The 23,005-nt window shown below is 63.6% G+C and carries 20 protein-coding genes; 13 read left to right on the top strand and 7 right to left on the bottom strand.

Features of this window, described 5'->3' with window-relative positions:
* Positions 1 to 100: 100 nt before the first annotated feature.
* The 3 genes from VEJ16_07025 (at position 101) to VEJ16_07015 (ending at position 1,984) form a co-directional block, all read left to right on the top strand.
* Positions 101 to 592, top strand: a complete 492-nt coding sequence (locus tag VEJ16_07025) for a PAS domain-containing protein (GenBank protein HYB09405.1) — start codon at positions 101 to 103, stop codon at positions 590 to 592.
* 248 nt (positions 593 to 840) lie between these two features.
* A complete protein-coding gene (locus VEJ16_07020) occupies positions 841 to 1,536 on the top strand; it encodes an ion channel (GenBank protein ID HYB09404.1) in 696 nt (231 codons plus the stop codon).
* 52 nt (positions 1,537 to 1,588) lie between these two features.
* Positions 1,589 to 1,984 carry a hypothetical protein gene (locus VEJ16_07015; GenBank protein HYB09403.1) on the top strand — a complete coding sequence of 132 codons (396 nt, stop codon included), beginning with the start codon at positions 1,589 to 1,591 and terminating at the stop codon, positions 1,982 to 1,984.
* Positions 1,985 to 2,247: 263 nt separating this feature from the next.
* Here the strand turns inward: VEJ16_07015 and VEJ16_07010 are convergent, their stop codons facing one another.
* From VEJ16_07010 to VEJ16_07000, 3 genes are all read right to left on the bottom strand, one after another.
* Positions 2,248 to 2,793, bottom strand: a complete 546-nt coding sequence (locus VEJ16_07010) for a hypothetical protein (protein HYB09402.1) — start codon at positions 2,791 to 2,793, stop codon at positions 2,248 to 2,250.
* Positions 2,794 to 2,857: 64 nt separating this feature from the next.
* On the bottom strand, positions 2,858 to 3,517 hold the full coding sequence (locus VEJ16_07005; protein ID HYB09401.1) for a polymer-forming cytoskeletal protein: 660 nt from the start codon (positions 3,515 to 3,517) through the stop codon (positions 2,858 to 2,860).
* A 59-nt stretch (positions 3,518 to 3,576) separates the two neighbouring features.
* Positions 3,577 to 4,332 (bottom strand): EI24 domain-containing protein, encoded by a 756-nt coding sequence (locus VEJ16_07000; GenBank protein ID HYB09400.1) that lies wholly within the window; start codon positions 4,330 to 4,332, stop codon positions 3,577 to 3,579.
* Between the two features lie 276 nt (positions 4,333 to 4,608).
* On the opposite strand from VEJ16_07000, the gene VEJ16_06995 reads away from it, so the two are divergent.
* The 5 genes from VEJ16_06995 (at position 4,609) to VEJ16_06975 (ending at position 10,137) form a co-directional block, all read left to right on the top strand.
* Positions 4,609 to 5,328, top strand: coding sequence for an AzlC family ABC transporter permease (locus tag VEJ16_06995; protein ID HYB09399.1), 720 nt, complete (start codon positions 4,609 to 4,611; stop codon positions 5,326 to 5,328).
* Positions 5,318 to 5,626 carry an AzlD domain-containing protein gene (locus VEJ16_06990; GenBank protein ID HYB09398.1) on the top strand — a complete coding sequence of 103 codons (309 nt, stop codon included), beginning with the start codon at positions 5,318 to 5,320 and terminating at the stop codon, positions 5,624 to 5,626. The genes VEJ16_06995 and VEJ16_06990 overlap by 11 nt, the downstream gene beginning before the upstream one ends.
* Before the next feature lie 118 nt (positions 5,627 to 5,744).
* Complete coding sequence (locus VEJ16_06985) at positions 5,745 to 6,755, top strand: adenosine kinase (GenBank protein ID HYB09397.1); 1,011 nt, start codon at positions 5,745 to 5,747, stop codon at positions 6,753 to 6,755.
* Positions 6,756 to 6,904: 149 nt separating this feature from the next.
* The gene (gene typA, locus VEJ16_06980) at positions 6,905 to 8,728 is read left to right on the top strand and encodes a translational GTPase TypA (protein HYB09396.1); all 1,824 of its coding nucleotides are present in this window, start codon (positions 6,905 to 6,907) and stop codon (positions 8,726 to 8,728) included.
* 167 nt (positions 8,729 to 8,895) lie between these two features.
* Positions 8,896 to 10,137 (top strand): AmpG family muropeptide MFS transporter, encoded by a 1,242-nt coding sequence (locus VEJ16_06975; protein ID HYB09395.1) that lies wholly within the window; start codon positions 8,896 to 8,898, stop codon positions 10,135 to 10,137.
* A 337-nt stretch (positions 10,138 to 10,474) separates the two neighbouring features.
* Here the strand turns inward: VEJ16_06975 and VEJ16_06970 are convergent, their stop codons facing one another.
* The gene (locus tag VEJ16_06970; protein HYB09394.1) at positions 10,475 to 11,203 is read right to left on the bottom strand and encodes a haloacid dehalogenase type II; all 729 of its coding nucleotides are present in this window, start codon (positions 11,201 to 11,203) and stop codon (positions 10,475 to 10,477) included.
* A gap of 105 nt (positions 11,204 to 11,308) precedes the next feature.
* On the opposite strand from VEJ16_06970, the gene ald reads away from it, so the two are divergent.
* The 4 genes from ald to VEJ16_06950 all read left to right on the top strand — a co-directional run bounded on the left by ald (position 11,309) and on the right by VEJ16_06950 (position 16,953).
* Positions 11,309 to 12,427 carry an alanine dehydrogenase gene (gene ald / locus VEJ16_06965; GenBank protein HYB09393.1) on the top strand — a complete coding sequence of 373 codons (1,119 nt, stop codon included), beginning with the start codon at positions 11,309 to 11,311 and terminating at the stop codon, positions 12,425 to 12,427.
* A 63-nt stretch (positions 12,428 to 12,490) separates the two neighbouring features.
* Positions 12,491 to 13,585 (top strand): enolase C-terminal domain-like protein, encoded by a 1,095-nt coding sequence (locus VEJ16_06960; GenBank protein ID HYB09392.1) that lies wholly within the window; start codon positions 12,491 to 12,493, stop codon positions 13,583 to 13,585.
* A 43-nt stretch (positions 13,586 to 13,628) separates the two neighbouring features.
* A complete protein-coding gene (locus VEJ16_06955) occupies positions 13,629 to 14,141 on the top strand; it encodes an O-acetyl-ADP-ribose deacetylase (protein HYB09391.1) in 513 nt (170 codons plus the stop codon).
* A gap of 130 nt (positions 14,142 to 14,271) precedes the next feature.
* A complete protein-coding gene (locus VEJ16_06950) occupies positions 14,272 to 16,953 on the top strand; it encodes a GNAT family N-acetyltransferase (protein ID HYB09390.1) in 2,682 nt (893 codons plus the stop codon).
* Here VEJ16_06950 and phoB read toward each other — a convergent pair.
* The 3 genes from phoB to VEJ16_06935 form a co-directional block, all read right to left on the bottom strand.
* Positions 16,950 to 17,642: a phosphate regulon transcriptional regulator PhoB gene (phoB, locus tag VEJ16_06945; protein HYB09389.1), complete on the bottom strand. Its 693-nt coding sequence runs from the start codon at positions 17,640 to 17,642 to the stop codon at positions 16,950 to 16,952. The two genes, VEJ16_06950 and phoB, sit on opposite strands and share 4 nt — an antisense overlap.
* Positions 17,643 to 17,660: 18 nt before the next feature.
* Complete coding sequence (phoU, locus tag VEJ16_06940) at positions 17,661 to 18,401, bottom strand: phosphate signaling complex protein PhoU (GenBank protein HYB09388.1); 741 nt, start codon at positions 18,399 to 18,401, stop codon at positions 17,661 to 17,663.
* 316 nt (positions 18,402 to 18,717) lie between these two features.
* Complete coding sequence (locus tag VEJ16_06935) at positions 18,718 to 20,154, bottom strand: ATP-binding protein (GenBank protein ID HYB09387.1); 1,437 nt, start codon at positions 20,152 to 20,154, stop codon at positions 18,718 to 18,720.
* Positions 20,155 to 20,375: 221 nt separating this feature from the next.
* On the opposite strand from VEJ16_06935, the gene mutS reads away from it, so the two are divergent.
* Positions 20,376 to 23,003 (top strand): DNA mismatch repair protein MutS, encoded by a 2,628-nt coding sequence (mutS, locus tag VEJ16_06930; protein ID HYB09386.1) that lies wholly within the window; start codon positions 20,376 to 20,378, stop codon positions 23,001 to 23,003.
* The last annotated feature ends 2 nt before the right edge of the window (positions 23,004 to 23,005 follow it).

Here is a 23,005-nt window from a genome sequence, read left to right as displayed (position 1 = left end):
CCACTCGGCGGCGTGCGGGATTCGACACCGATGCGCTGCGGACTTAGCCTGAGACCCAACTGGCCGACGCGGGCAATGGCAGAAAGGACAGAGGCTAGCCATGGGTTTCGTGCTGATGAAGGAGCACCGGCTCGATTGCGCCACCGAGTCATTGCCGTTGGCACTGGGAATACTCCACACCGAGTGGCAACAAAAGCGTCGCGGTCGCGCCATGCCACCCCCGAGCGACATCGACCCCTCTGAACTGCATTACAACCTCGTGGGACGTGTGCACCTTCTCGAAGTTGAGGGACCCTCGCGTTTCCGGTATCGCCTCTATGGCAGAAAGATGGCCAACCCCGGCGCTAGCGATATGACCGGGCTTACGACGCTCGATTACACGGATATGGTATTCGGCACGCTCGTCACGCGGCATTTGAGCGAGTGCGTTCGGGGTCGGAGCCCGATTTGCTACGAAATTCGCGGGGTACTCGATGGCGAGCCTTACGAATACACCCGGCTCGCGCTGCCGCTGTCGTCCGATGGGGATCGTGTCGATATGATTCTCGTAGCCAGCATGCGCGGCACCGTTCCCGAAAAGGCAAAGCGCTAATTTTGACGTCTAATGTATCGTCCGGTCGCGCGCACAAGGAAAAGCCCCGTCGGCAAGCGGGGGAATTGAGCGCGAGGGTAGGATTGATGAGACGCGTGCACCCGTTTCGGGTGCTGCGAACGTGCACCGACTCCGGCTCGCCGGCATAACAAGTACGCGGCCGGCTCCGGGCATGACGACAACAAAAATCGAGCTATAATAGCCGGACTGGATACCCTTCGCGCGTGGAATAATGACGGAGCGAGCACGTGAGGGGCGGCAGGCAAAAATATGAAGTCGATAAAGACCTGGTGCAGGCGTTCGCCGGGCACGGGCCGTGCACTTATCTCCTGCTGGCTCTGATCGGTACCATCCTGGTCTATCCTTACGCGCACGGTAACGCCATTGGCCGAGTCATATTGGCGGCCTTTTATTCCCTGGTACTTGTCGGCGGAGCATTCGCCGTGGGCCAGAATAGGCGCATGCTGATTGCGGAACTCGGGCTGGCCGTCCTTGCGATTGCCCTGCTGTGGGCGTCGATTTTGACTGCTAACGAGGTGCTGGATCGGCTTGCAGTCGTTATCTTCATCTTCTTTCTCTTGCTTACAATTGGCGAAGTTCTCCGGTACATCCTAAAGAGAGGCCCTGTCACAGCCGACAAACTGCACGGCGCGCTTGCCAGCTACATCATGATTATCTTCCTTTTTGCCTTCATCTATTCCGTGGTGGAGAGCTTCACGCCGGGTTCGTTTAACTTTCCGCAGGCGGATGCGACCGATCCGCATGCGGTCTTTCGCCTCCTCTATTTCAGTTTCACGACTCTCACGACCGTGGGCTATGGCGATATCGTGCCGGTCACGGATCAGGCCCGCTCGTTCGTAATCATCGAGGAATTCACGGGCGTGTTTTTCGTCGCAATCCTTATTGCGCGCCTTGCGGGACTTTATCCCCAGGCGAGCAAGTGACATGACGTGGCTCGGAATCCGGAGCGCTCGCATAGCTGAGGAGCTGAAGCCCATGTCTCGTTGGCACACGGAACGTTGCTCAGTGATTTTGGGGATTTGCGCGCTGATCTGCCTTGTCGCAGGACCGCCTCTGAGTGCCGAAAATGCGTTCGACGGCGACTACATCGGAACGAGGACGCTGGTAAAAAGCGGGAGCGAAAATGCAAATTGTCCAGCGACGGACGATGTAACGGTTACCATCAAGGGTGAAACGCTGACATTTACCAACAGCGCACTAAAGAAATATACGATGGCTTTTGATCCTAACAAGGATGGATCATTTCAGGACGTTTCAATCGATGTGGACGGCGGCACAGTCGATATTCATGGTCGTGTCGTTGGAGATGTTATCGACGCCGATGTCAATAATCCTCCTTGCAAGCACCACTGGCATCTAAAGAAAAAATAATTGCGAGTGTCCCTGTATCGCGAGCGGCTTCATCCTTTTGCCGCAGCGGGCCGTCGTCGCCCCGCTGCTGCATTCCATGACACCTGCAAGCATAGAATCGCCCCGTCTCGGGCGGAGGTGGGGCTTGAGGTGCAAACGGTCTCGCCCCCTAATTTGGCGAATTTCGGATTCGCCACACTAGCCGGGTGCACAGCCGTCAGCGAATTTTGGATTCCAAGCCGCACGAGCCGTGCCGGCCGGCCCCGCCCGCCCCGACAACGTGCTTATGACGGCGGCTGTCCCGCTGGCGCCGGCAACGTGGTGCGCCCGGCCGTCGTCGCACTGCGCGGGGTGCTCTTCCATTCGACGCAGGTCGGCGGATTGGCGACTTCGGGGTCATCGACGCGCACCTGCGAATAGGTGACACGGTAGGTGCCGTGATCGTCGTAGAGAAAGACGTGGAGCACGCATCCGCTTCCCGCATATTGCCAAAGCTGGGCATTGCCTTCCTGGCGCAGGAGCGTCGGTTCGCCAAGTGCCGCTTTGAGCTGGCCTTCACTCAGGCCCTTGAGGCGCGCGGGCGTGGGCAGCGAGTCGGTCTTCGAGGATTTAGCGTCGGGCTCGAGGGACGACAGGTGCTCCGGATTGGCACTGTCCCCTGCCGAGCCGTCTATCGTGCTGGATGCCGGTCCATTGCACGCGACAAGGGCCAACATGGCTGCGTAGACGGCTACGCGCAGCCCCGGCCTCCGACTTCGCGGCGAATTCGCCCTGCCGTTGACCCAATCGCCCCTGCTTTCAGCCGCATGGTGGTCTTGGAAAATGCCCATGTCTTAGAAAGTGCCAGTGGCGATGCGCGCCGGCTTCGCGACCGGCAATTTCAGGCACGGCATATCAGTCTTCGCCCCCATTTTTGAGCGCGCGCAAACCGACTGCCCCCTCGGCAAAGAGCTGTGTGCCTTTTTCGGGCACCGCCGGTCTATCGGCCGCAAGGGATTTCACGTCTCCGCCGATCGTGCCGCCGGCCTCGATCTCGAGCCGGCCATAGCGCACGGTACCCTCGACATGGCCGGTGCGTTGGATCGCGAGCGTTCCGGCGACGGTAAGCGCACCCTCGAAGCGTCCGGCGATCGTGGCGGTTTCCACCGTGGCCTTGCCCTCGAAGCGCCCGCCCTCGATCACTTCGATAGTGTGGCCATCGGCAAGATCGCCTTCGACGCTTCCTTCGACGATGAGCCGCTCGCAGGCGCCGATCTGGCCGTTGAGGGTGATATCCCGCCCGATCGTCAATCTTCCGCTCTCGGGCAGGGACGAGGTGCTTGCTTGTGCCCGCGGGGGCGACGTGCTGGCGGCACGGCTGAGGGGCTCGGCCCGTAGCGCCGGTGGTGCTGATTTCGCCCCGGCGTCAAGCCGCCCTTCAAGCCCCGCCGAGGCTGCCGTCGATTGGACAAGCGGGCGCACCGGTCGCACGCTCGGACCAAGGGGCCGATCGAGTGCGTCCGTTCGGCGCCCGTCAGTGGGAGGTGCTGGCGATTTCTTCCGTCGAAAGATCATCGGTTTCCTATCGTTGTCTTTTCCCGCTCAACCAGTGATCGGGCATTCACAAAAAATCGTCAACTGGAAGATGCATCTCGGGACGTAAAACCATGAAACACGTGAACCATGAGCATCGTTGCGAGGATGGGGGCCAGAAGGTTGACGACCGGCACGGTGAGCAGAAAGGCGATGAGCACTCCCGTCAGAAGCATCGCGACCGGATGAGCCAACCGAAGCCGCCGCGCCTCAAGCGGCTCGACCCGGCGAAACGCGACCAGCTCGAAATATTCGCGGCTCAGAAGGTAGCCGTTCACACAATAGAAAACCAAGAGATTAATTGCGGGCACGAACAAATAGATCGGGAGTGCGAGAAGATTGACGAGAATCGCAACGCCTGCAAATTGGAGACCTCCGACGAGAAGCTCACGGATCGTTTGCCGGCGCGCGAGCCCCAGTCCCGGATAGTGCTTTTCCTCGACCGAACCGGCGACCGTATCGAGAAAAAAGCTGACGATCACGCTCGCCACGACCGCGAAGAGGATCCACGCGAGCAATATTTCTGCAAGCACGCCCAAAAGATCGATCAGCCATTGCAACCAGTGCTGCGAAACGTGGATCTGTTCGATCCCATACCAGAACCCGATCAACAGGACGGCCAGGATCGCGACGGTCAGGCCGATGCTCTTGAAGAGGACCGCGAGAATGCGCGGGTCGCCCAGCTGAGCGATCGTGCGTGAAATGTTGTCGAGCATGCCGTGAAGCCTGTCATTCGGTGGCGCGCGGTCCTGATTACTCCCTGCGATGCCGAACGGCAAGTGCCGGACCGTCGGCACTCGCGTGGCGCATCCGAAATTCGCCGAATCTTGCGGCGAGGCCGTGAGCGAATTTCGGATTCAAAGCCACACGAGCACTCTATCGAATCGCGTGTGGCCTTCGGAATTGAAGTTCCTAAACGTGGACACCTCCAAGATCATAGGAACTTCAAATCCATCATAGGATGCTTGCCGCGGTGAAATGGGCCGGGCTAAAAATCGCGCCGGCTTGAGAATGGCACCGGGCCTCTAATCGCGCGGGCGTTCGGCAGTCGAATATTCTTGCGGGAGTCGTGCATGACGAGCGAGGTTCGATTCGATTTGGCGGGTATGCGTGCGGGTGCCGTTGCCAGCCTGCCGATCGCACTTTCGGTCTTCGCCTATGGCTGCGTCTTCGGCCTCCTCGCGCGCCAGGCGGGAATGCGAATGACCGACGCAACGCTGATGAGTTCCCTCGTCTATGCGGGGTCCGCGCAATTCGTCGCTCTCGGCCTTTGGATATCGCCGCTCCCGATCGGGGCCCTCGTGCTGACCACGCTCGTGATCAATCTGCGGCACCTGCTGATGGGTGCCGCGATGCGGCCCTGGTTCGGCGCACTTCCCCCGCTCGTCGCCTACGGCTCCATGTTTTTCCTTGTCGATGAAGGATGGGCGCTCTCGATGCGCGAATTCGCGCGCGGCGAACGGAATGCAGGTTTCTTCGTCGGTGCCGGCTTGCCGATCTTCCTTGCGTGGGTGAGTGCCACCATCGTCGGGTTCACCGCGGGAAGCGCCATTCGGGACCCCGCGGAATTCGGCCTCGATTTCGCCTTCACCGCGGTATTCATCGCACTCCTTGTCGGGCTCTGGCGCGGGCGGCGCGACATCGTCCCCTGGGTCACGGCTGCACTCGTTGCCGTCGCCGCCGAGCACTATGTCCCGGGCAAGTGGTACATCCTCATCGGCGCGCTTTCGGGCACCCTTGTCGGCGCACTGATCACACCCCGCACGCCGAAAGGGCCTGGCGATGCCGAGTGAGTCGGAAACACTCCTCGCCATTTTCGGCATGGCGGCCGTGACCTATTTCACGCGCGCCGGCGGCCTGTGGCTTGCGCGCCGCATCGCGCCGTCGGAGCGGCTGAGCGCGGTGCTCGGCTATATCCCGGGTGCGGTGATCATCTCGATCGTGGCCCCCAATGTCCTCGGTCGCAGCCCGAGCGAGGCGATTGCCGCCGGGGTCACCGTGCTCGCGAGCATTCTGAGCGGGAGCCTGCCGCTCGCGATGGTCGCGGGTGTGGCGACCGTTTGGCTCGGCCGTCATCTCGGTGCCTTTTGAGCACTCGCCATCCCGTCGCTTGCGAGCGCTTGCTTGCCCGCTATACTGCGGCCGCTCGAATTGACGAGCCCGGCTGTGACGAGTCGAGTGCAACGGGAACAACGAAAAGGATTGGCAAATGAGCGTGGCGACGCGAAGTGACGTTCGTTTCGACGTGGCCGGGATCGGCAATGCGATCGTCGACGTACTCGCCCACGCCGACGATGCAACGCTGTCGCGGCTCGGCCTCAAGAAGGGTGCGATGACCCTCATCGACGAAGGCGAGGCGGAAGCGCTTTACCGAAAGATGGGGCCAGGGATCGAGTGCTCGGGCGGATCTGCGGCCAACACGATCGCTGGCGTCGCCTCGCTCGGCGGCCGCGCTGCTTTCATCGGCAAGGTCAAGGACGACCTGTTCGGGCAAGTCTTCCAGCATGACATCCGCGCGCTCGGCGTGAACTACGAGACGCCGGCCGCGGCCGCCGGCCCGGCGACGGCCCATTGCCTCATCTTCGTCACACCGGATGCGCAACGCACCATGCAGACCTATCTCGGCGCGTGCGTCGAGCTCGGCCATGAAGACATCGATCCGGCGACGGTCGCGAGTGCCAAAGTCACCTACCTCGAAGGCTATCTCTGGGACCCGCCGCGCGCCAAGGAGGCGATCGTCAAGGCCTGTGAAATCGCCCACCGGAACGGCCGGAAGATAGCCCTTTCGCTTTCCGATCCCTTTTGCGTCAACCGCCACCGCAAGGAGTTCCAAAAGCTCATCGCGGATCACGTCGACGTTTTGTTCGCGAACGAACAGGAAATAATGGCGCTCTATGAGGTGCGAAGCTTCGATGCCGCCCTTCAGGCCGTGCGCGGCAACGTCGAAGTTGCGGCATTGACGCGCAGCGAGAAGGGCTCCGTTGTCCTGCGCGACACCGAGGTCCACGTGATCGATGTCGCACCGGTCGCGAAGGTCGTGGATTCGACGGGTGCCGGGGATCTCTATGCGGCGGGATTTCTCCATAATTTCACCCGGGGGCGCGACATGGCGACGTGCGGCCGGCTCGCGAGCCTTTGTGCCGCGGAAGTGATCGGCCATGTGGGTGCGCGCCCGGAAACCTCGCTTGCCGAGCTTGCCAAGGCCGCGAACCTCGTTTGATCGCTTCCTTGTCATGGGCGGCGCAGATCCCCACCTCGTGAAGGCTCGCCGCAATATGCGGGGTTGTTAATAGGGTTCCGAATCACTATGTTACGGCCGTCCCCGGCGGCGGGGATTCGGCCGCGACCCCAATTCACAGTTCGGCTCCCATGGACCTTCGCAACCTTGCGATCATCGCGCACGTCGACCACGGCAAGACGACGCTCATCGACGTCCTGCTTCGCCAAAGCGGGGCGGTGCGCGCGAACCAGGCGATGGCCGAGCGCGCCATGGATTCGAACGATCTCGAACGCGAGCGCGGGATCACGATCCTCGCCAAGTGCACGTCGGTCGAGTGGAACGGTGTCCGGCTCAACATCGTCGACACGCCGGGACACGCGGATTTCGGCGGCGAGGTCGAGCGCATACTCGACATGGTGGATGGTGCGGTCGTGCTGGTCGATGCAGCCGAAGGACCATTGCCGCAAACGAAATTCGTCCTGACGAAGGCGCTTCGGCTCGGGCTTCGCCCGATCGTCCTCATCAACAAGTGCGACCGCCAGGACGCCCGTCCCCATCAGGTTCACGAGGAGATTTTCGATCTCTTCGCCGCCCTCGGGGCAAGCGACCAGCAGCTCGATTTCCCCGTCCTTTTCGCGGCCGCGCGCGAGGGCTGGGCGGCGGCGAGCCTCGATGCGCCGCGCGAGAACATGGCCCCGCTCTTCGATCTGATCGTCAAGCACGTTCCGACCCCCAAGGTGAGCCCGGACGGCCCCTTCGCCATGCTCGCGACGACGCTCGAATACGATTCCTATCTCGGGCGGGTGCTGACGGGGCGCATCGATTCGGGGGTCGCGCGCGTCAACATGCCGGTCAAGGCGCTTTCCCATGACGGCCAAGTCCTCGAAGAAGGCAGGCTCACCAAGCTGCTTGCCTTCCGCGGCCTCGATCGCGTGCCGATCGACCGCGCCGAGGCGGGCGACATCATCGCCATCGCCGGGATTACGGAGGCGACGGTCGCCGACACACTCTGCGCGCCCGAGGTGACCGAGCCTCTCCACGCCCAGCCGATCGATCCGCCCACGATCGCCATGACCTTCTCGGTCAACGACTCCCCGCTCGCCGGCAAAGCGGGCAACAAGCTGACCTCGCGCGAAATCGGCGCGCGCCTTCTGCGCGAGGCCGAGGGCAATGTCGCGATCAAGGTGCGGGAGAGCGACGGGAAAGACGCCTACGAGGTCGCAGGGAGGGGCGAGCTGCAGCTCGGCGTGCTCATCGAAACGATGCGCCGCGAGGGTTTCGAGCTTTCGATCAGCCGCCCCCGCGTCCTGTTCAAAAGCGACCCCGAGACCGGCCAACGCCTCGAGCCGATCGAGGAGGCGGTGATCGACGTCGACGACGGCTATACCGGCGTGGTGATCGACGGCATTTCCCAGCGCAAGGGCGAACTCATCGAGATGAAGCCCTCGGGCGGAGGAAAGACGCGGCTGAATTTCCTGGTGCCCTCACGGGGCCTCATCGGCTATCAGGGCCAGTTTCTCACGGATACGCGCGGCACCGGCGTCCTCTCGCGCCTCTTCCACGGGTACGCACCCTTCAAGGGGCCGATCCAGGGCCGGCGGAATGGCGTTCTCATCTCGACGGTCGACGGGCAGATGGTCGCTTACGCGCTCTGGAACCTCGAGGAGCGGGGCGTGATGTTCGTCAATCCCGGCGAGCGGACCTACCAGGGCATGATCATCGGGGAACATAGCCGCGGCAACGATCTCGAGGTCAATCCGCTCAAGGGCAAGCAGCTCACCAACATCCGCACCACGAGCAAGGACGAGGCGGTCCGGCTGACGCCGCCGCGACTCCTGAGCCTCGAACAGGCGATCGCCTATATCGACGATGACGAGCTTGTCGAAGTGACGCCTGATGCGATCCGCCTGCGCAAGGCTAGCCTCGATCCCCATCTGCGCAAGAAGGAGGCGCGCGCCAGGGAGGCGGGATAAGGGGAGCTGAAACTTCAAATCCACCACACCAGCTCATCGGCTGCCCATTCGTTGATCGCTGGTATGAGCCGTTTCGCCTCCCTATGATCGGCGGCGATGGAAATCGAGCGGGGATTGCCGTGATTCGCGGTTGGCTCGACGCGCTGCGCGTATATCGAGACAGGCGCATGCTCGCGATCCTCGCACTCGGCTTCTCGAGCGGTCTGCCGCTCCTGCTCACTTTTTCCACCCTCAGCACATGGCTCGCCCAGGAGGGCGTGAGCAAGACGTCGATCGGCCTCTTCGCCGCGGTCGGCCTGCCTTACTCCTTCAAATTTTTGTGGTCGCCCCTCGTCGACGGACTGCGTCTGCCGCTCTTCAGCCGCCTCGGCCAGCGGCGCGGCTGGATGATTGCGACCCAGCTCTTGCTGATGATCGCCGTCGTGATGCTGGGCAGCCTGACGCCCAAGGACCAGCCCGCACTCACAGCACTTTGCGCGGTCGTCGTCGCCTTTCTCTCCGCCAGCCAGGACATCGTGATCGATGCCTATCGCGTCGAGATCTTGAAGACGGACGAGCAGGGTGCGGGTGCGACCATGGTCCAGATCGGCTACCGCCTCGGGATGCTTACGGCGGGTGCTGGTGCCCTCTACGTCGCCGACGCATTCGGCTGGCAGGTCGCCTACCTCGTCATGGCGCTCCTGCTCAGCGTCGGCGTGGCGACCGTGCTTGCCAATCCGGAGCCAGGCACACTGCCGAGTGAGGCCGCTGCGGGGGACGAGGGCCGGCTCGCGGCCTGGTTCCGAGAGCACGTGATCGCACCCTTCGAGGATTTCATGCGACGGCCGGCCTGGATCGTCATCATCCTCTTTATTCTCCTCTACAAGCTCGCGGATGTGGTCGCCGGCGTGATGGCAAGTCCGCTCTATATCGATCTCGGTTTCTCGCTCTCCGAGATCGCAAGCGTTTCGAAGATCTTCGGATTTTTCGCAACCTTGCTCGGCGCCTTTATCGGCGGGCTCATGGTGACCCGACTCGGCATATTTCCAAGCCTGCTCATCTGCGGGATCGCACAATCGGCTGCGAACCTGATGTATGCGCTGCAGGCCATCGCGGGTCACGACATGGCGATGCTGGCAGTGACGATCGCGACGGAGAACGTGACGGCCGGCATGGGCTCTGCGGCACTCGTCGCCTATCTCTCCGGCCTCTGCTCGCTCGGCTATACGGCCACGCAATACGCATTGCTCTCCTCGCTCACGGCCGTGGGCCGCACGCTTCTGTCGACGCCGAGCGGCTGGCTCAAGGATCAGATGGATTGGGTAAGCTTCTTCGCGACCGCCACGCTCCTCGGCGTTCCCGGCCTATTGCTGCTCCTCTGGCTCATGCGCCATTCACGGGTCACAACGGCCAGGGCAGTCGCGGGTTAAGGTGCCGCGCCGAGGGTAGATTGCTACGCTCGAGACGTGCCCCCATCCGGCCCCCTCATGGTTCGAAACGGCTGCTTCGCAGCCTCCTCACCACGAGGATCATTTTTTATGCCCTCATCCTGAGGAGCGAGCGACGGCGAGCGTCTCGCAGGACAAGGCTCGCGCCGTCATGGTTCGAAACGGCTGCTTCGCAGCCCCCTCACCATGACGATTATTTTTTATGTCCTCATCCTGAGGAGCGAGCGACGACGAGCGTCTCTAAGGATGAGGCTCGCGTCGTCATGGTGCGAGACGCGCCATGAGGATGTCTATTGCAGGAGCGAGGCGCGTCGGAGGGTTAGGACCGTGTGGCAGCACGGTGTGCTGCGGCGAAGGCTTCCATGGTGGGGAACTCCGCATCGGGCTTCACGGGCTTGGGCGGCGGCTTCGTAGCACCCCATCCCTCTTTGCCGGCCCGGCGGTTTATCCACACGGTGGTCATGCCGAGGGCCTTGGCCGGCACGTGGTCGTGGAAGAGGCTCTGCGCCACATGGAGGATTTCGCCTCTCGCGACGCCCAAGCCGGCGAGCTGTTTGAACGCCTCGTGGAAGTGGGCCGGGTTCGGTTTATAGCTTCCCACGTCCTGTGCCGTCACAATGGAATCGAATTCCACGCCGAGCCTTTTGTTGCTGTCTGCAAATGACGCACGGTCGACATTCGAGACGATCGCGAGCTTGTAATGCCCCTTGAGATAGGCAAGTGCTGATGGGCTGTCGGGGAAGGCCGGCCAATCGGGAACGGAACCGCCAACCGCATCTTCGTCGGCGCGATTGGGTGTAATGCCGAATCGTGCGGCGAGGGCGCGCTGTGTGGCGCGCAGCACGTCGGGGTAGAGAAGCTTCGGCTCCGTGGCTTCGATCGCGGACTCGGCCTCGGCGAAGGCGGCGAGGAGCGCTTCGTCGCCGAGGGCGCTCGCATGCCGTCTCGCCCAAGGCCGTAGGGCGGCCAGAATGCCGCTTTCCCAGTCGATCAGGGTGCCGTAACAGTCGAAGGTGAGCGCTTTGAAGGAACCATAGTTGACCGCCATACCATCCTCCCGAAAATCGTCCATCCGCGCTTTACCGCCGGGCCCCTTGGCGCGATACTCCGACACTCCCTAGCCTCGTGCTCCGTATAACATGAAGGGTGCATCATGCGCGTCGGCGTTCCAAAGGAAATCAAGACACACGAATATCGGGTCGGGCTGGTTCCGGCCAGCGTGCGCGAGCTTATTCATCATGGCCACGAGGTCGTCGTGGAAACGAATGCCGGTGCCGGCATCGGGTTCGACGACACCGCCTACCGCGCGGTGGGTGCGAAGGTGCTTGGCTCGGCGGAAGAGGTCTTTCGGACGGCCGAGCTTGTCGTCAAGGTGAAGGAGCCGCAGATCGCCGAGTGCAGGCAACTTCGCGAAGGCCAGGTGCTTTTCACTTACCTGCATCTGGCGGCGGATCCTAAGCAAGCCAAGGCTCTCATCGATTCGGGCTGCACGGCGATTGCCTATGAGACGGTGAGCGACGAAGCGGGCGGTTTGCCGCTTCTGGCGCCGATGAGCGAGGTCGCCGGCCGCATGTCGATCCAGGTCGGCGCCCATTGCCTTGAAAAGGAGCAAGGCGGGTCCGGCGTGCTTCTCGGCGGCGTTCCCGGCGTGCCGGCCGCGAAAGTCGTCATCATCGGGGGTGGGGTCTCGGGGACCAACGCGGCGCGCATGGCGATGGGGCTCGAGGCGCACGTCATCGTCATCGACAAGTCCTTGAGGCGTCTCTACGAGCTCGATCTCCAGTTCGGCGCAAAGCTCCACACGATGTTCGCGACCATGGACGCGATCGAACACCACGTTCTGTCGGCCGACCTCGTGATCGGTGCCGTGCTCGTGCCGGGTGCGGCGGCACCCAAGCTCGTCACGCGCGCCATGCTCCACAAGATGCGCCGCGGCTCCGTCGTCGTCGATATCTCGATCGACCAGGGCGGGTGCTTCGAGACCAGCCGGCCGACGACGCACGCAGAACCGACCTACGTCGAGGAGGGTGTGGTGCATTATTGCGTCACCAACATGCCGGGTGCGGTTGCACGAACGTCGACGTTCGCCCTCAACAACGCGACCCTGCCGTTCACGCTGGCACTAGCCGACAAGGGCTTTCGCAGAGCGAGCGAGGAAAACCGTCATCTTCGCAACGGCCTCAACGTCCATCACGGCAAGATCACCTACAAGGCGGTCGCAAGCGACCTCAAGCTCGACTATCTGCCGGCCGAGGAAGCGATCAAACATTGATCGTACCGATTGGGGTGCCGGCAACGAGGCAGCCGGCGTCTTGAATAACCAGGAGGAACGCCCGTGTCGGCTCCGCCCCTCAAGATTCGCAATCTCCGAAGCCGGGGGGTGCGTCTCCCCATGCGCCGACCCCTCGCAACCAGCAGTGGGACGATCGCTGCCGTGCCGCTCGTCCTCGTGGACCTCGAAACTGAGGAGGGCATCGCCGGTTGCAGCTATCTCTTTTGCTTCCAGGACGGCATCGTGCCCCTGGTCCGCTCCGCCTTGGCCGATCTCCTGACGCTCGTCAAAGGAGCCGAAGTCGCACCCGTGACACTTTTCCGGAATGCTGTGGCGCGGTATCGCCTCATCGATCCGAACAGCGTCATCGGCCTTGCGATCTCCGGGCTCGATACCGCGTGCTGGGACGCGCTTGCCAAGGCGGCGAACCTTCCACTTGCACGATATCTGGGCGCGACGACAAAGCCGGTCAGGGCATACAACAGCTGCGGCCTTGGGATGATCTCTCCGGCGGCCGCGGCGGACGAGGTGCTGGCCCTTCTCGGCGAGGGATTTTGCGCGGCCAAGGTCCGTTTAGGGCGTGCAGAGCGGAAGGATGACCTCGCGGTCGTGCGGTCGGTGCGCAAGGCGATGCCGACCGACACGATATTGATGTCCGATTACAACCAGGCGCTCACCGTGGCGGAAGCGATCGCCCGGGGCCACACACTCGATAGCGAGGGCCTCTATTGGATCGAGGAGCCGATTCGCCACGACGACTATTCGGGGAATGCGAGAGTCGCCGCGGCCCTCGAAACACCGGTTCAGATCGGCGAGAACTTCGTCTTTCCCCACGCCATGGCCGCAGCACTGAATGCGCATGCCTGCGACTACGTCATGCCCGACCTCCAGCGCATCGGCGGTGTTACCGGATGGCTGCGCGCGGCGGCCCTCGCCGATGCGGCGGGTGTCGAGATGTCGTCGCACCTCTTCCCCGAGGTGAGCGCGCACCTTCTCGCGGCGACCCCGACGGCCCATTGGCTCGAATACGTCGACTGGGCCAACCCGGTTCTCGCGGAACCCCTCGTCGTGAAGGACAGCATGGCAATCATTCCGGATCGGCCGGGGCATGGCATGGCGTGGGACGAAAGGTCGGTCGGGAAATACGCAATCGATTGACAGCACCGCGCGACGCAGTGCCGGGGCCGGCAAGGAGACGGCCATGAGCCGGATCGTGGAGGTTTTCGTCGGCGACATTACGACCCTGACAGTCGACGCGATCGTGAACGCGGCCAACACGAGTCTGCTCGGCGGCGGCGGTGTCGACGGCGCCATTCATCGCGCCGCCGGACCCGAACTTCTTGCCGAATGCCGAACCCTCGGCGGTTGTCCGACCGGAGACGCCAAAATCACCAAAGGTTATCGCCTTCCGGCCAAGTGGGTCATTCACACGGTCGGACCGGTCTGGGCGGGCGGTTCGCGCGATGAGGATCGATTGCTCGAATCCTGCTATCGCACGTCGATGGCCCGCGCACGCGAAATCGCGGCGGCGAGCATCGCTTTTCCCGCGATCTCGACGGGCATCTATCGCTTCCCCTTGGAGCGGGCCGCGGGCCTTGCACTCTCGACCGTGCGGCAGGAGCTTGAAATTTCACCGGGCTTGGCGCGCGTCGTCTTTTGCTGTTTCGGGGCGGATGCGGCTCACGTCTATAAAGCGCTCTTGGCTGCCGATTAGCCTTGGCGGCAGCGGGATAGCGGGTAGTCCAATTTCAGCCGCTTGCGCTAAATCTTTGCGGTTCAGGGATATTCAAGTCATGCTGCGCCGCAGCATCGAGTGTCGCCACAGGACAATCCGGTAGGGTCCCATGAGCGTGCGCAACCTCGCCAGCCTCTTCGCACCGCGATCGATCGCCCTGATCGGGGCGAGCGAGCGGCCGAACTCGGTCGGTGCCGTGGTCGCGCACAATTTGTTCCATGCCGGGTTCGCCGGTCCGGTGATGCCCGTCAATCCGAAGCACCGTTCGGTCGAGGGCGTTCTTGCCTATCCGGACGAGGCGAGCCTGCCCATGACGCCGGACCTTGCGGTAATTTGTACCCCGGCAAGGACGGTACCCGGCATCATTTCGGCACTCGGCCGGCGCGGCACCAAGTCGGCGGTGGTGATCACGGCCGGCTTCGGCGAGGGCGATGACCGGGTCGGGAACGACCTCAGGCAAGCCGCCCTCGATGCGGCGCGACCGCATCTTCTGCGCATCGTGGGGCCGAACTGCCTCGGCCTCCTCGTGCCCGGTATCAATCTCAATGCGAGCTTCTCCCATCTATCTCCGCTGCGGGGGAACCTCGCCTTCGTGGCCCAATCGGGCGCAATGGTGACGTCGGTCCTCGATTGGGCCGCATCGCGCGGCATCGGCTTCTCCCATGTCGTTTCCCTGGGCGACATGATCGACGTCGATATCGGGGACATGCTGGACTACCTGGCAAGCGATGGGGCGACGCGTGCGATCCTGCTCTACGTCGAAGGCGTTACCCACGCCCGAAAATTCATGTCGGCGGCCCGCGTCGCAGCTCGCGGCAAGCCCGTCATCGTGGTGAAGTCCGGCCGGCATGCGGAGAGCGCCAAGGCCGTGGCCTCCCACACTGGTGCGATAACCGGCTCGGACGAAGTCTGCGACGCCGCTTTCCGCCGTGCGGGTATGTTGCGCGTTCTTGAACTCGACGAGCTGTTCGACGCGGTGGAGACACTGGCGCTTTGCGGCCCCGCGCGCGGGGACCGGCTCGCCATCCTGACCAATGGCGGCGGCGTTGGGGTCATGGCGACAGACAGCCTCCTCGACCGGGGCGGCCACCTCGCAGCACTGTCGGCGTCGACGATCGAAAGGCTCGACAAGGTATTGCCGTCGACCTGGTCGCATGGAAATCCGGTCGATATCGGCGGCGAGGCGACGCCCGAGTGCTATAGAGCGGCTCTAACCGCCCTGTTCGAGGACAAGGACGTCGATGCGGTGCTGGCACTCAACTGCCCCACGGCAATCGCCTCTTCGACCGATGCCGCGAAAGCGGTGATCGAAGCGGCGGGACCGCGAAAATGCAATCTCTTCACGAGCTGGATCGGCGACGCAGCGATCGCCGAGGCAATGCATCTCTTTGCCCAAGCGCGCATCCCCGCCTACGCCACCCCCGATCATGCCGTGCGCGCCTTCATGTACATGGTGCGCCACTGGCGCAACCAGGACATGCTCGTCCAAGTGCCGCCCTCGACGCCCGAGGACTTTGCGCCCGACACCGAAAAGGCGCGCGCAACGATCGACGCAGCGCTCGAGGCGGGCCGCGAATGGCTGACGGAGCCCGAAGCCAAGGAGATCTTGCTTGCGTACCGGGTTCCCGCCCAGCCCACGCGTGTGGCGCGGACTGCGGAGGATGCCGCCCTCCTCGCGAAGGCGTTCGATGCACCTTGCGCGCTCAAGATCGTCTCCCCCGACATCACGCATAAGACCGATGCCGGTGGCGTGGCACTCGGCCTTCCAACACCGCAAGCGGTACGCGAGGCCGCCGAGGCAATGATGGCGCGGATCGGTGCTGCGTTCCCGCGGGCTCGCATCGACGGTTTTGCGATTGAGCCCATGTTCGACAATGCGGGCGGCCACGAACTCATCGTCGGGATGACGGAGGACGATCAATTCGGCCCCGTCATCCTCTTCGGCCAGGGCGGGGTGGCGGCAGAGGTCATCGCCGACAAGGCGTTGGCGCTTGCACCCCTCAACATGACATTGGCGCACTCACTGATCGCGCGCACGCGCGTCTATCGACTGCTCCAGGGCTACCGCAAACGGCCGCCGGCGGCACTCGACGCCATAGCGCTGACGCTCGTAAAAATTTCCCAGCTCGTGGTCGATTTCGCGGAAATCGCCGAGCTCGACATCAACCCGCTCGTGGCGGACGCACAGGGAGTGACCGCACTCGATGCCCGTATCCGAGTGAAGCGCTTCCACGGCGACCCTCAAGCACGGTTGGCAATTAGGCCCTATCCGACTGCACTCGAGGAGACCGTGGCACTGCGCGATGGGCGCAGTTTTTTGATGCGCCCCGTTCGGCCCGAGGACGCGCCCGCTCTTGTATCCGCGTTCGAAAAGCTTTCGCCGGAGGACGTGCGCTTTCGCTTTTTTGCGCCCAAGAAGGAACTTTCGGCGGATATGACCGCCCGCCTCACGCAGATCGACTACGACCGTGAAATGGCCCTTGTGCTAAGCGAACGATCAGTACCTCCGGGCCGTGCCGAGATTTACGGCGTCGTCCGAATCGTGGCCGATCCCAACAACGAGGAGGCGGAATACGCGATCGTCGTGCGCACGGATATGAAAGGCCAGGGCCTCGGCTATTTTCTCATGCACAAGATTATCGCCTACGCCCGCGCGCGAGGTATTAAGCGCCTCATCGGCGACGTTCTGCGGGAGAATGAAGCGATGCTGAAAATGTGCCGCGAGTTCGGTTTCGCAATTCACGCGGTCCCCGAGGAGGGCGACATATTCCGCGTTGAGCTCGGCCTTTAAGCGAGCGCGTCGTCGAGTGCATAGCCCGCGGAGCGCACGGTGCGAATCGGGTCCGTTTGGGTGTCGGCGTTGAGGGCCCGACGCAGGCGGCGGATATGGACGTCGACGGTCCTCGGCTCGACATACACGTCGCTTCCCCAGACCGCGTCGAGAAGCTGCTCGCGCGAGAAGACACGGCCGGGATGCTCGAGGAGATAGCGCAGCAGGCGAAATTCGGTCGGTCCGAGATGAACATGCCGGCCGCCCCGGGTCACCCGATGCGCCGCGAGGTCCATGATGATGTCGCCATAGGCGAGCTTTTCCTCGGCAAGTGCCGGGCGCGCGCGCCTCAGGACCGCACGAACCCGCGCTATCAGCTCGCGGGGAGAGAACGGCTTCGTCATGTAGTCATCGGCGCCGCTGTTGAGGCCGCGAATCCGATCGCCCTCCTCGCCGCGCGCGGTCAGCATGATGATGGGAATATTGCGCGTCTCCGCGCGCCGGCGCAGTTGACGGCATACATCGAGCCCCGACATCAGCGGAAGCATCCAGTCGAGCACGATGAGATCGGGTAAATCTTCGGACACCATGACGAGGGCTTCCTCGCCGTCCGCCGCCGACGAGACGCGGAAGCCCTCCTGTTCGAAATTGTAGCGCAGCAACTCGACGAGAGCGGCTTCGTCTTCCACGATCAATACGTGCAATTTCATTTGCTCGCTAATGATGGCTCACCCTCCGTTTTTCCCAGGCTTCTTTTCGGCGCTCGGCGCCACGACGGCGAAGCTCGACGTATCGCCCTTCGGACGCCCGTCGAGAAAGGGTCCGCCCTCGACGACGAAATGGACGGTCTCGGCGATGTTGGTCGCGTGATCGCCGATGCGCTCGATATTCTTCGCAATGAACAAAAGATGGGTGCAGGGCGTGATGTTGCGCGGGTCCTCCATCATATAGGTGAGCAATTCGCGAAAAAGGCCGGCATACATCTCATCGAGTTCCTCGTCGCGTCGCCAGACCTGGAGTGCTTTGCCGCTGTCGCGCGAGGTGTAGGCGTCGAGGACATCCTTGATGAGCGACTGGGCAAGTGCCCCCATTCGCGGGATCGCGTAAATCGGATTTACGACCGGGCTCTGGACGAGAGCCTGGGTGCGCTTCGCGACATTCGCGGCGTAATCCGCGATTCGTTCGAGCTCGCTCGATATCTTCAGGGCCGCCACGATGCTGCGGAGGTCTCGCGCCATGGGCTGGCGAAGTGCCAGTAGTCTCACGACCTGGTTCTGAACCTCGTGCTCGAGTTCGTCGATTCGCGCGTCGGCATCGACTGTCCTGGCCGCAAGGGCCGAGTCGCGCTTGACGACCGCCTCGATCGCATTGGCGATTTGGATTTCAGCAAGACCGCCCATCTGGGCGATCGCATTATTGAGCTGGTCGAGCTCCTGATCGTAGACTCGGACGATATGATCGGAGGCCATCTCCAACTCCCGCGCAGTTCCGAACTGTGGCCGGTCCCGGCCGAGTCGCCGTCACTCAGGAAGCGCAACCCCCGCCTGCCGCGCGCGAAGGAGAACGCCTATTGCGCGAGGCAAAAAGGCGGTATCGCCGGAGCTTTGGGCAAGGTAACGAGGGCTTGACGATCCAACACCATCTCAGCACGTCATGGGGTCATTCGTTGACGCCGCCGCTTGAGCGACGGCAAGCCTAACCCCCCGCCGCGAAAGATTTAATACAATAATGTGACAGTTAGGTTACCGATGGGGCTCGATCTGGCGCAAGGCGATCCTTCCGAGATCATTGCTTTTCCAAGGACGATTCCTCGACGTGGGATGGGCTGCGGGCGGCCGGCAGGTAGACGGTGAACGTGCTGCCCTGGCCGATCTCGCTCTCGATTTGCAACGCTCCGCGATGGCGACTCACGATGTGCTTGACGATGGCGAGGCCGAGACCGGTCCCGCCGAGGGCGCGAGATCGCGCGGCATCGACGCGGTAAAACCGCTCCGTGAGGCGGGGAATCTGCTCGCTCGGAATGCCTTCGCCCCGGTCGTGGACGGCAATGCCTGCGAGGCCCGCCGCAGGGACTCGACTGATCGGCACCGGGCACTGGTCCGCCTTGAAGGCGTTGATGCGGATCGTGGTGCCGCGCCGGCCGTACTTGAGTGCATTGTCGATCAGATTTTGAAAGACCTGGGCGAGTTCGTCTGCGTCGCCCAGCACGGGCGGCAAGGCGCCGTTCGTTGGCTCGATGGCCACGGTCATCTGACGCGCCTTGCTCTGCGGCTGGAGCGCATCGGCCACCCCGCGCAGGACTTGGAGCAGGTCGACCCGTTCCGTCGGTGGGGTGTGTTCGCGAAGCTCGATCCGGGAGAGCGAGAGCAGATCGTCGACCAGGCGCGACATTCGGCCGGCCTGGTATTGCATGATCGCGAGGAAGCGCTCGCGCGCCCGGGCATCCTGGCTGGCGGGCCCTTGAAGTGTTTCGATGAAACCGAGGAGAGTTGCGAGCGGGGTGCGAAGTTCGTGGCTCGCGTTCGCGACAAAGTCGGCGCGCATTTGCTCGGTGCGCTTCTCCGCGGTCAGGTCGTGAAGAACGACAATGAGCGAGAATTCCGCGTTCGTCATTCCGGCCAAGCGCTCGACGCGACCGACGAATGAGCGCTTGACCGGGCTCGCGAGTTCGAACTCGACGCGCGAGCCGACGCCGCGAAGCAAAGCCGATTGGGCCGCTTCGAGAATCGCCGGCACCCGGAAACTGGCCGAAAGGTCGCGGCCAAGCGGATTGTCGGTCAAAAGCTCGCTCGCCGCACTGTTGGCGCGCACCACCCGCAGGCGGTTGTCGAGCATGATGAAGGGATCGGGCAAGCTGTCGAGCACGGCGTCGAGGGCCGCGATCCGTCGGGTAAGCTCGTCGCGGCGCTGCTGCCAGCGGCGCTTGGCGCGGGCGACGGCGGAGGCGAGTGCCGCCGCGAACGAGGGCCAGGCCGGGCTCGGCGTCGTCCGATCCTCGCCATCCGCGATCGCGTCAAGATGCACCGTGATGCGCACCACACCGCCAAGATGAAATGTGAGGAGTGCCCCGATCGCGGCTGCGTTGACGGCCAGTGCGAGGATTGCTGCCCAGCCGCCCAACTGCCCGAGTGCAACGAGGGCCGCCAATGTGAGGCCGAAGGGCAGCATGAGCCACGCTGCGGTCGCGAGGATTGGACGGAGTGGCATCGGCTCTTTCGGCATGGCGGACACTTTCCGCCAATCGTATGTCCCTTTCAAGACAAGCGCCGAACGAAATGCGCTACGCGAGCGGGCCTCGTGCTATGGTGACGTCGCCCCGATCCGCCGCGGAAATCGACTGTGCGAGCGCAAGGCCGACCTTGTCATCCCGAATAGAGCCACGCCAAGACAACGCCGGACCGGCCGCGCCGGCGAAGGAGGTGCCGCTCGAGAACGCATCGCCCATGATGGCCCAGTATCTCGAGGTCAAGCGCGCCCATCCCGATTGTCTCCTCTTCTATCGCATGGGCGATTTCTACGAACTCTTCTTCGACGACGCCGTCCGGGCTTCGAAAGCGCTCGACATCACGCTCACACGGCGTGGCAAGCACGACGGCGACGATATCCCGATGTGCGGCGTTCCCGTCCATGCCGCGGATGCCTATCTTTCGCGCCTCATTCGCGAGGGGTTCCGGGTTGCGGTATGCGAACAAGTGGAAGATCCGGCGGCGGCGAGAAAGCGTGGGAGCAAGGCGGTCGTTCGGCGAGAGGTGACCCGGATCGTGACGCCCGGCACGCTGACCGAGGACACGCTTCTCGATGCGCGCCGCCACAATTACCTCGCATCGCTCGCTGAGGCGGGCGGCGAGCTTGGGCTTGCCTGGCTCGACATGTCGACGGGCGATTTCCACGTCCAGAGTACCGTGCGCCAAACGGTCACGGCCGCGATCGCTCGGCTCGACCCCGGCGAGTTGATCGTTCCCGACAGGCTTTTGTCGCGGCCCGAGATCGCCGGGGCGCTCGGCGACTGGAATGCCGTGCTCACGCCGCAGCCCGCCGTGCGATTCGACAGCGAGAGCGGGCGCCGCCGGCTCGAATCCTACTTTCGCGTCGCCACTCTCGATGCGTTCGGCAATTTCTCGCGGGCGGAACTCGCGGCGGCGGGCGCCATGCTCGAATACGTCGAGCTTACGCAGAAAGGCAAGCGCCCGCGTCTTGGCGTATTGCAGCAGGTCCACGCAGGTTCGGTCCTCGAAATCGATCCGGCGACGCGGCGCAACCTCGAACTCATGCAGACCCTTTCGGGGGAGCGACGGGGCAGCCTCGTTGCCGCGATCGACCGGACCGTCACGGCGGCCGGCGCGCGGCTCTTGGCAGCACACTTGGCATCGCCGCTGACCGATCCGCAAACGATCGACCGGCGCCTGGACATGGTGCAGTTCTTCGTTACCGACGAGCGTCTGCAAGAGGACGTCCGGGCGATCCTCAAGCGCGCGCCCGACCTGGAGCGCGCCTTGTCGCGCTTGACGCTGGGCCGCGGGGGCCCGCGCGACCTCGCGGCAATTCGCGATGGCCTCAGGGAGGGGCGCGAGGTCGGCCGCGCGCTTCTGTCGCCTGGCCTCGCCGAGCCGCCATCGGGGATTCGCGCATGCTCGGCAGAACTCGGCCAGGACGAGACGATCGTGGCGCATCTTGGGCGCGCCCTCGCGGCCGACTTGCCGAATTTGGCACGCGATGGCGGGTTCATCGCACCTGGCTATCATCCCGCACTCGACGAGCAGCGCGCGCTTCGCGATGAGAGCAGGCGACTTGTCGCCGCACTCGAGACCCGATATCGCGGGGATACGACCGTCGCTTCGCTCAAGATTCGCCACAACAACGTGCTCGGCTATTACATCGAGGTGACCCCGACCCACGCGGAAAAAATGCAATCCGGTGCGAACGGTCCGTTCATTCACCGTCAGACGCTCGCAAGCGCGGTGCGCTACACCACCACGGAGCTTGCCGAACTCGAGGAAAATATCAGCCGCGCCGGCGACCGGACGCTCGCACTCGAACTCGAAATCTTCGAGACGCTTGCCGCCGAGGTTCTCGCGCGGGCGGAGACGATCGCGCGTGCGGCGCGCGCGATGGCGGCACTCGATCTTGCGGCCTCGCTCGCGGCCCTTGCGGTCGAGCAGCGTTACGCGCGGCCCGTGGTGGACGGGAGCCTCGCTTTCGAAATCGCGGGTGGGCGCCACCCGGTCGTGGAGCCGGCCCTCGCGGCCCAGGGCGCCAGCGCCTTCGTCGCAAACGATTGCGATCTGGCACCCGGACAGCGCCTTTGGCTCGTGACCGGCCCCAACATGGCGGGTAAGAGCACCTTTCTCCGCCAGAATGCGCTCATCGCCATTTTGGCGCAGATCGGCTCTTACGTGCCCGCCGGGTCCGCGCACATCGGCGTCGTCGACCGGCTTTTCAGCCGCGTCGGTGCGGCCGACGACCTCGCGCGCGGGCGTTCGACCTTCATGGTCGAGATGGTCGAGGCCGCGGCGATCCTCAATCAATCGAGCGAACGCGCCCTTGTCATTCTCGACGAAATCGGACGAGGGACCGCAACGTTCGATGGCCTTTCCATCGCATGGGCGACTCTCGAGCACCTTCATGACGTCAATCGCTGCCGCGCCATGTTCGCAACGCACTATCACGAACTGACGGCACTCGCGGCGAAGCTTCCGGCCCTCGCGTGCTACACCATGCGCGTGAAGGAGTGGCACGGCGACGTGATATTCCTTCATGAGGTGGCGCCTGGCGCCGCCGACCGCTCCTACGGCATCCACGTCGCACAGTTGGCCGGACTGCCGGCAGTCGTCATCGCGCGTGCGGAACAGGTGCTGGCGACCCTTGAAAAGGGCGAGCAGGCGGGGGCCCTCGCCACACTGGCGGACGATCTCCCCCTTTTCAGCGTGGCCTCGGCGCGGCCCCCCTCACCGACACGAACGGGCCCGTCGCCGATGGAGGAATTGCTCGCGGCCGTACATCCCGATGAATTGACGCCCAAGGAGGCGCTCGAACTTCTTTATCGGCTCAAAGGCATGCTCGAGAGCGGATGATG

The organism is Alphaproteobacteria bacterium (assembly GCA_035625915.1).
Taxonomy (GTDB): Bacteria; Pseudomonadota; Alphaproteobacteria; order JACZXZ01; family JACZXZ01; genus DATDHA01.
The sequence above is the reverse complement of the archived record's forward strand: the minus strand, read 5'-3'. Positions and strand labels throughout refer to the sequence as shown.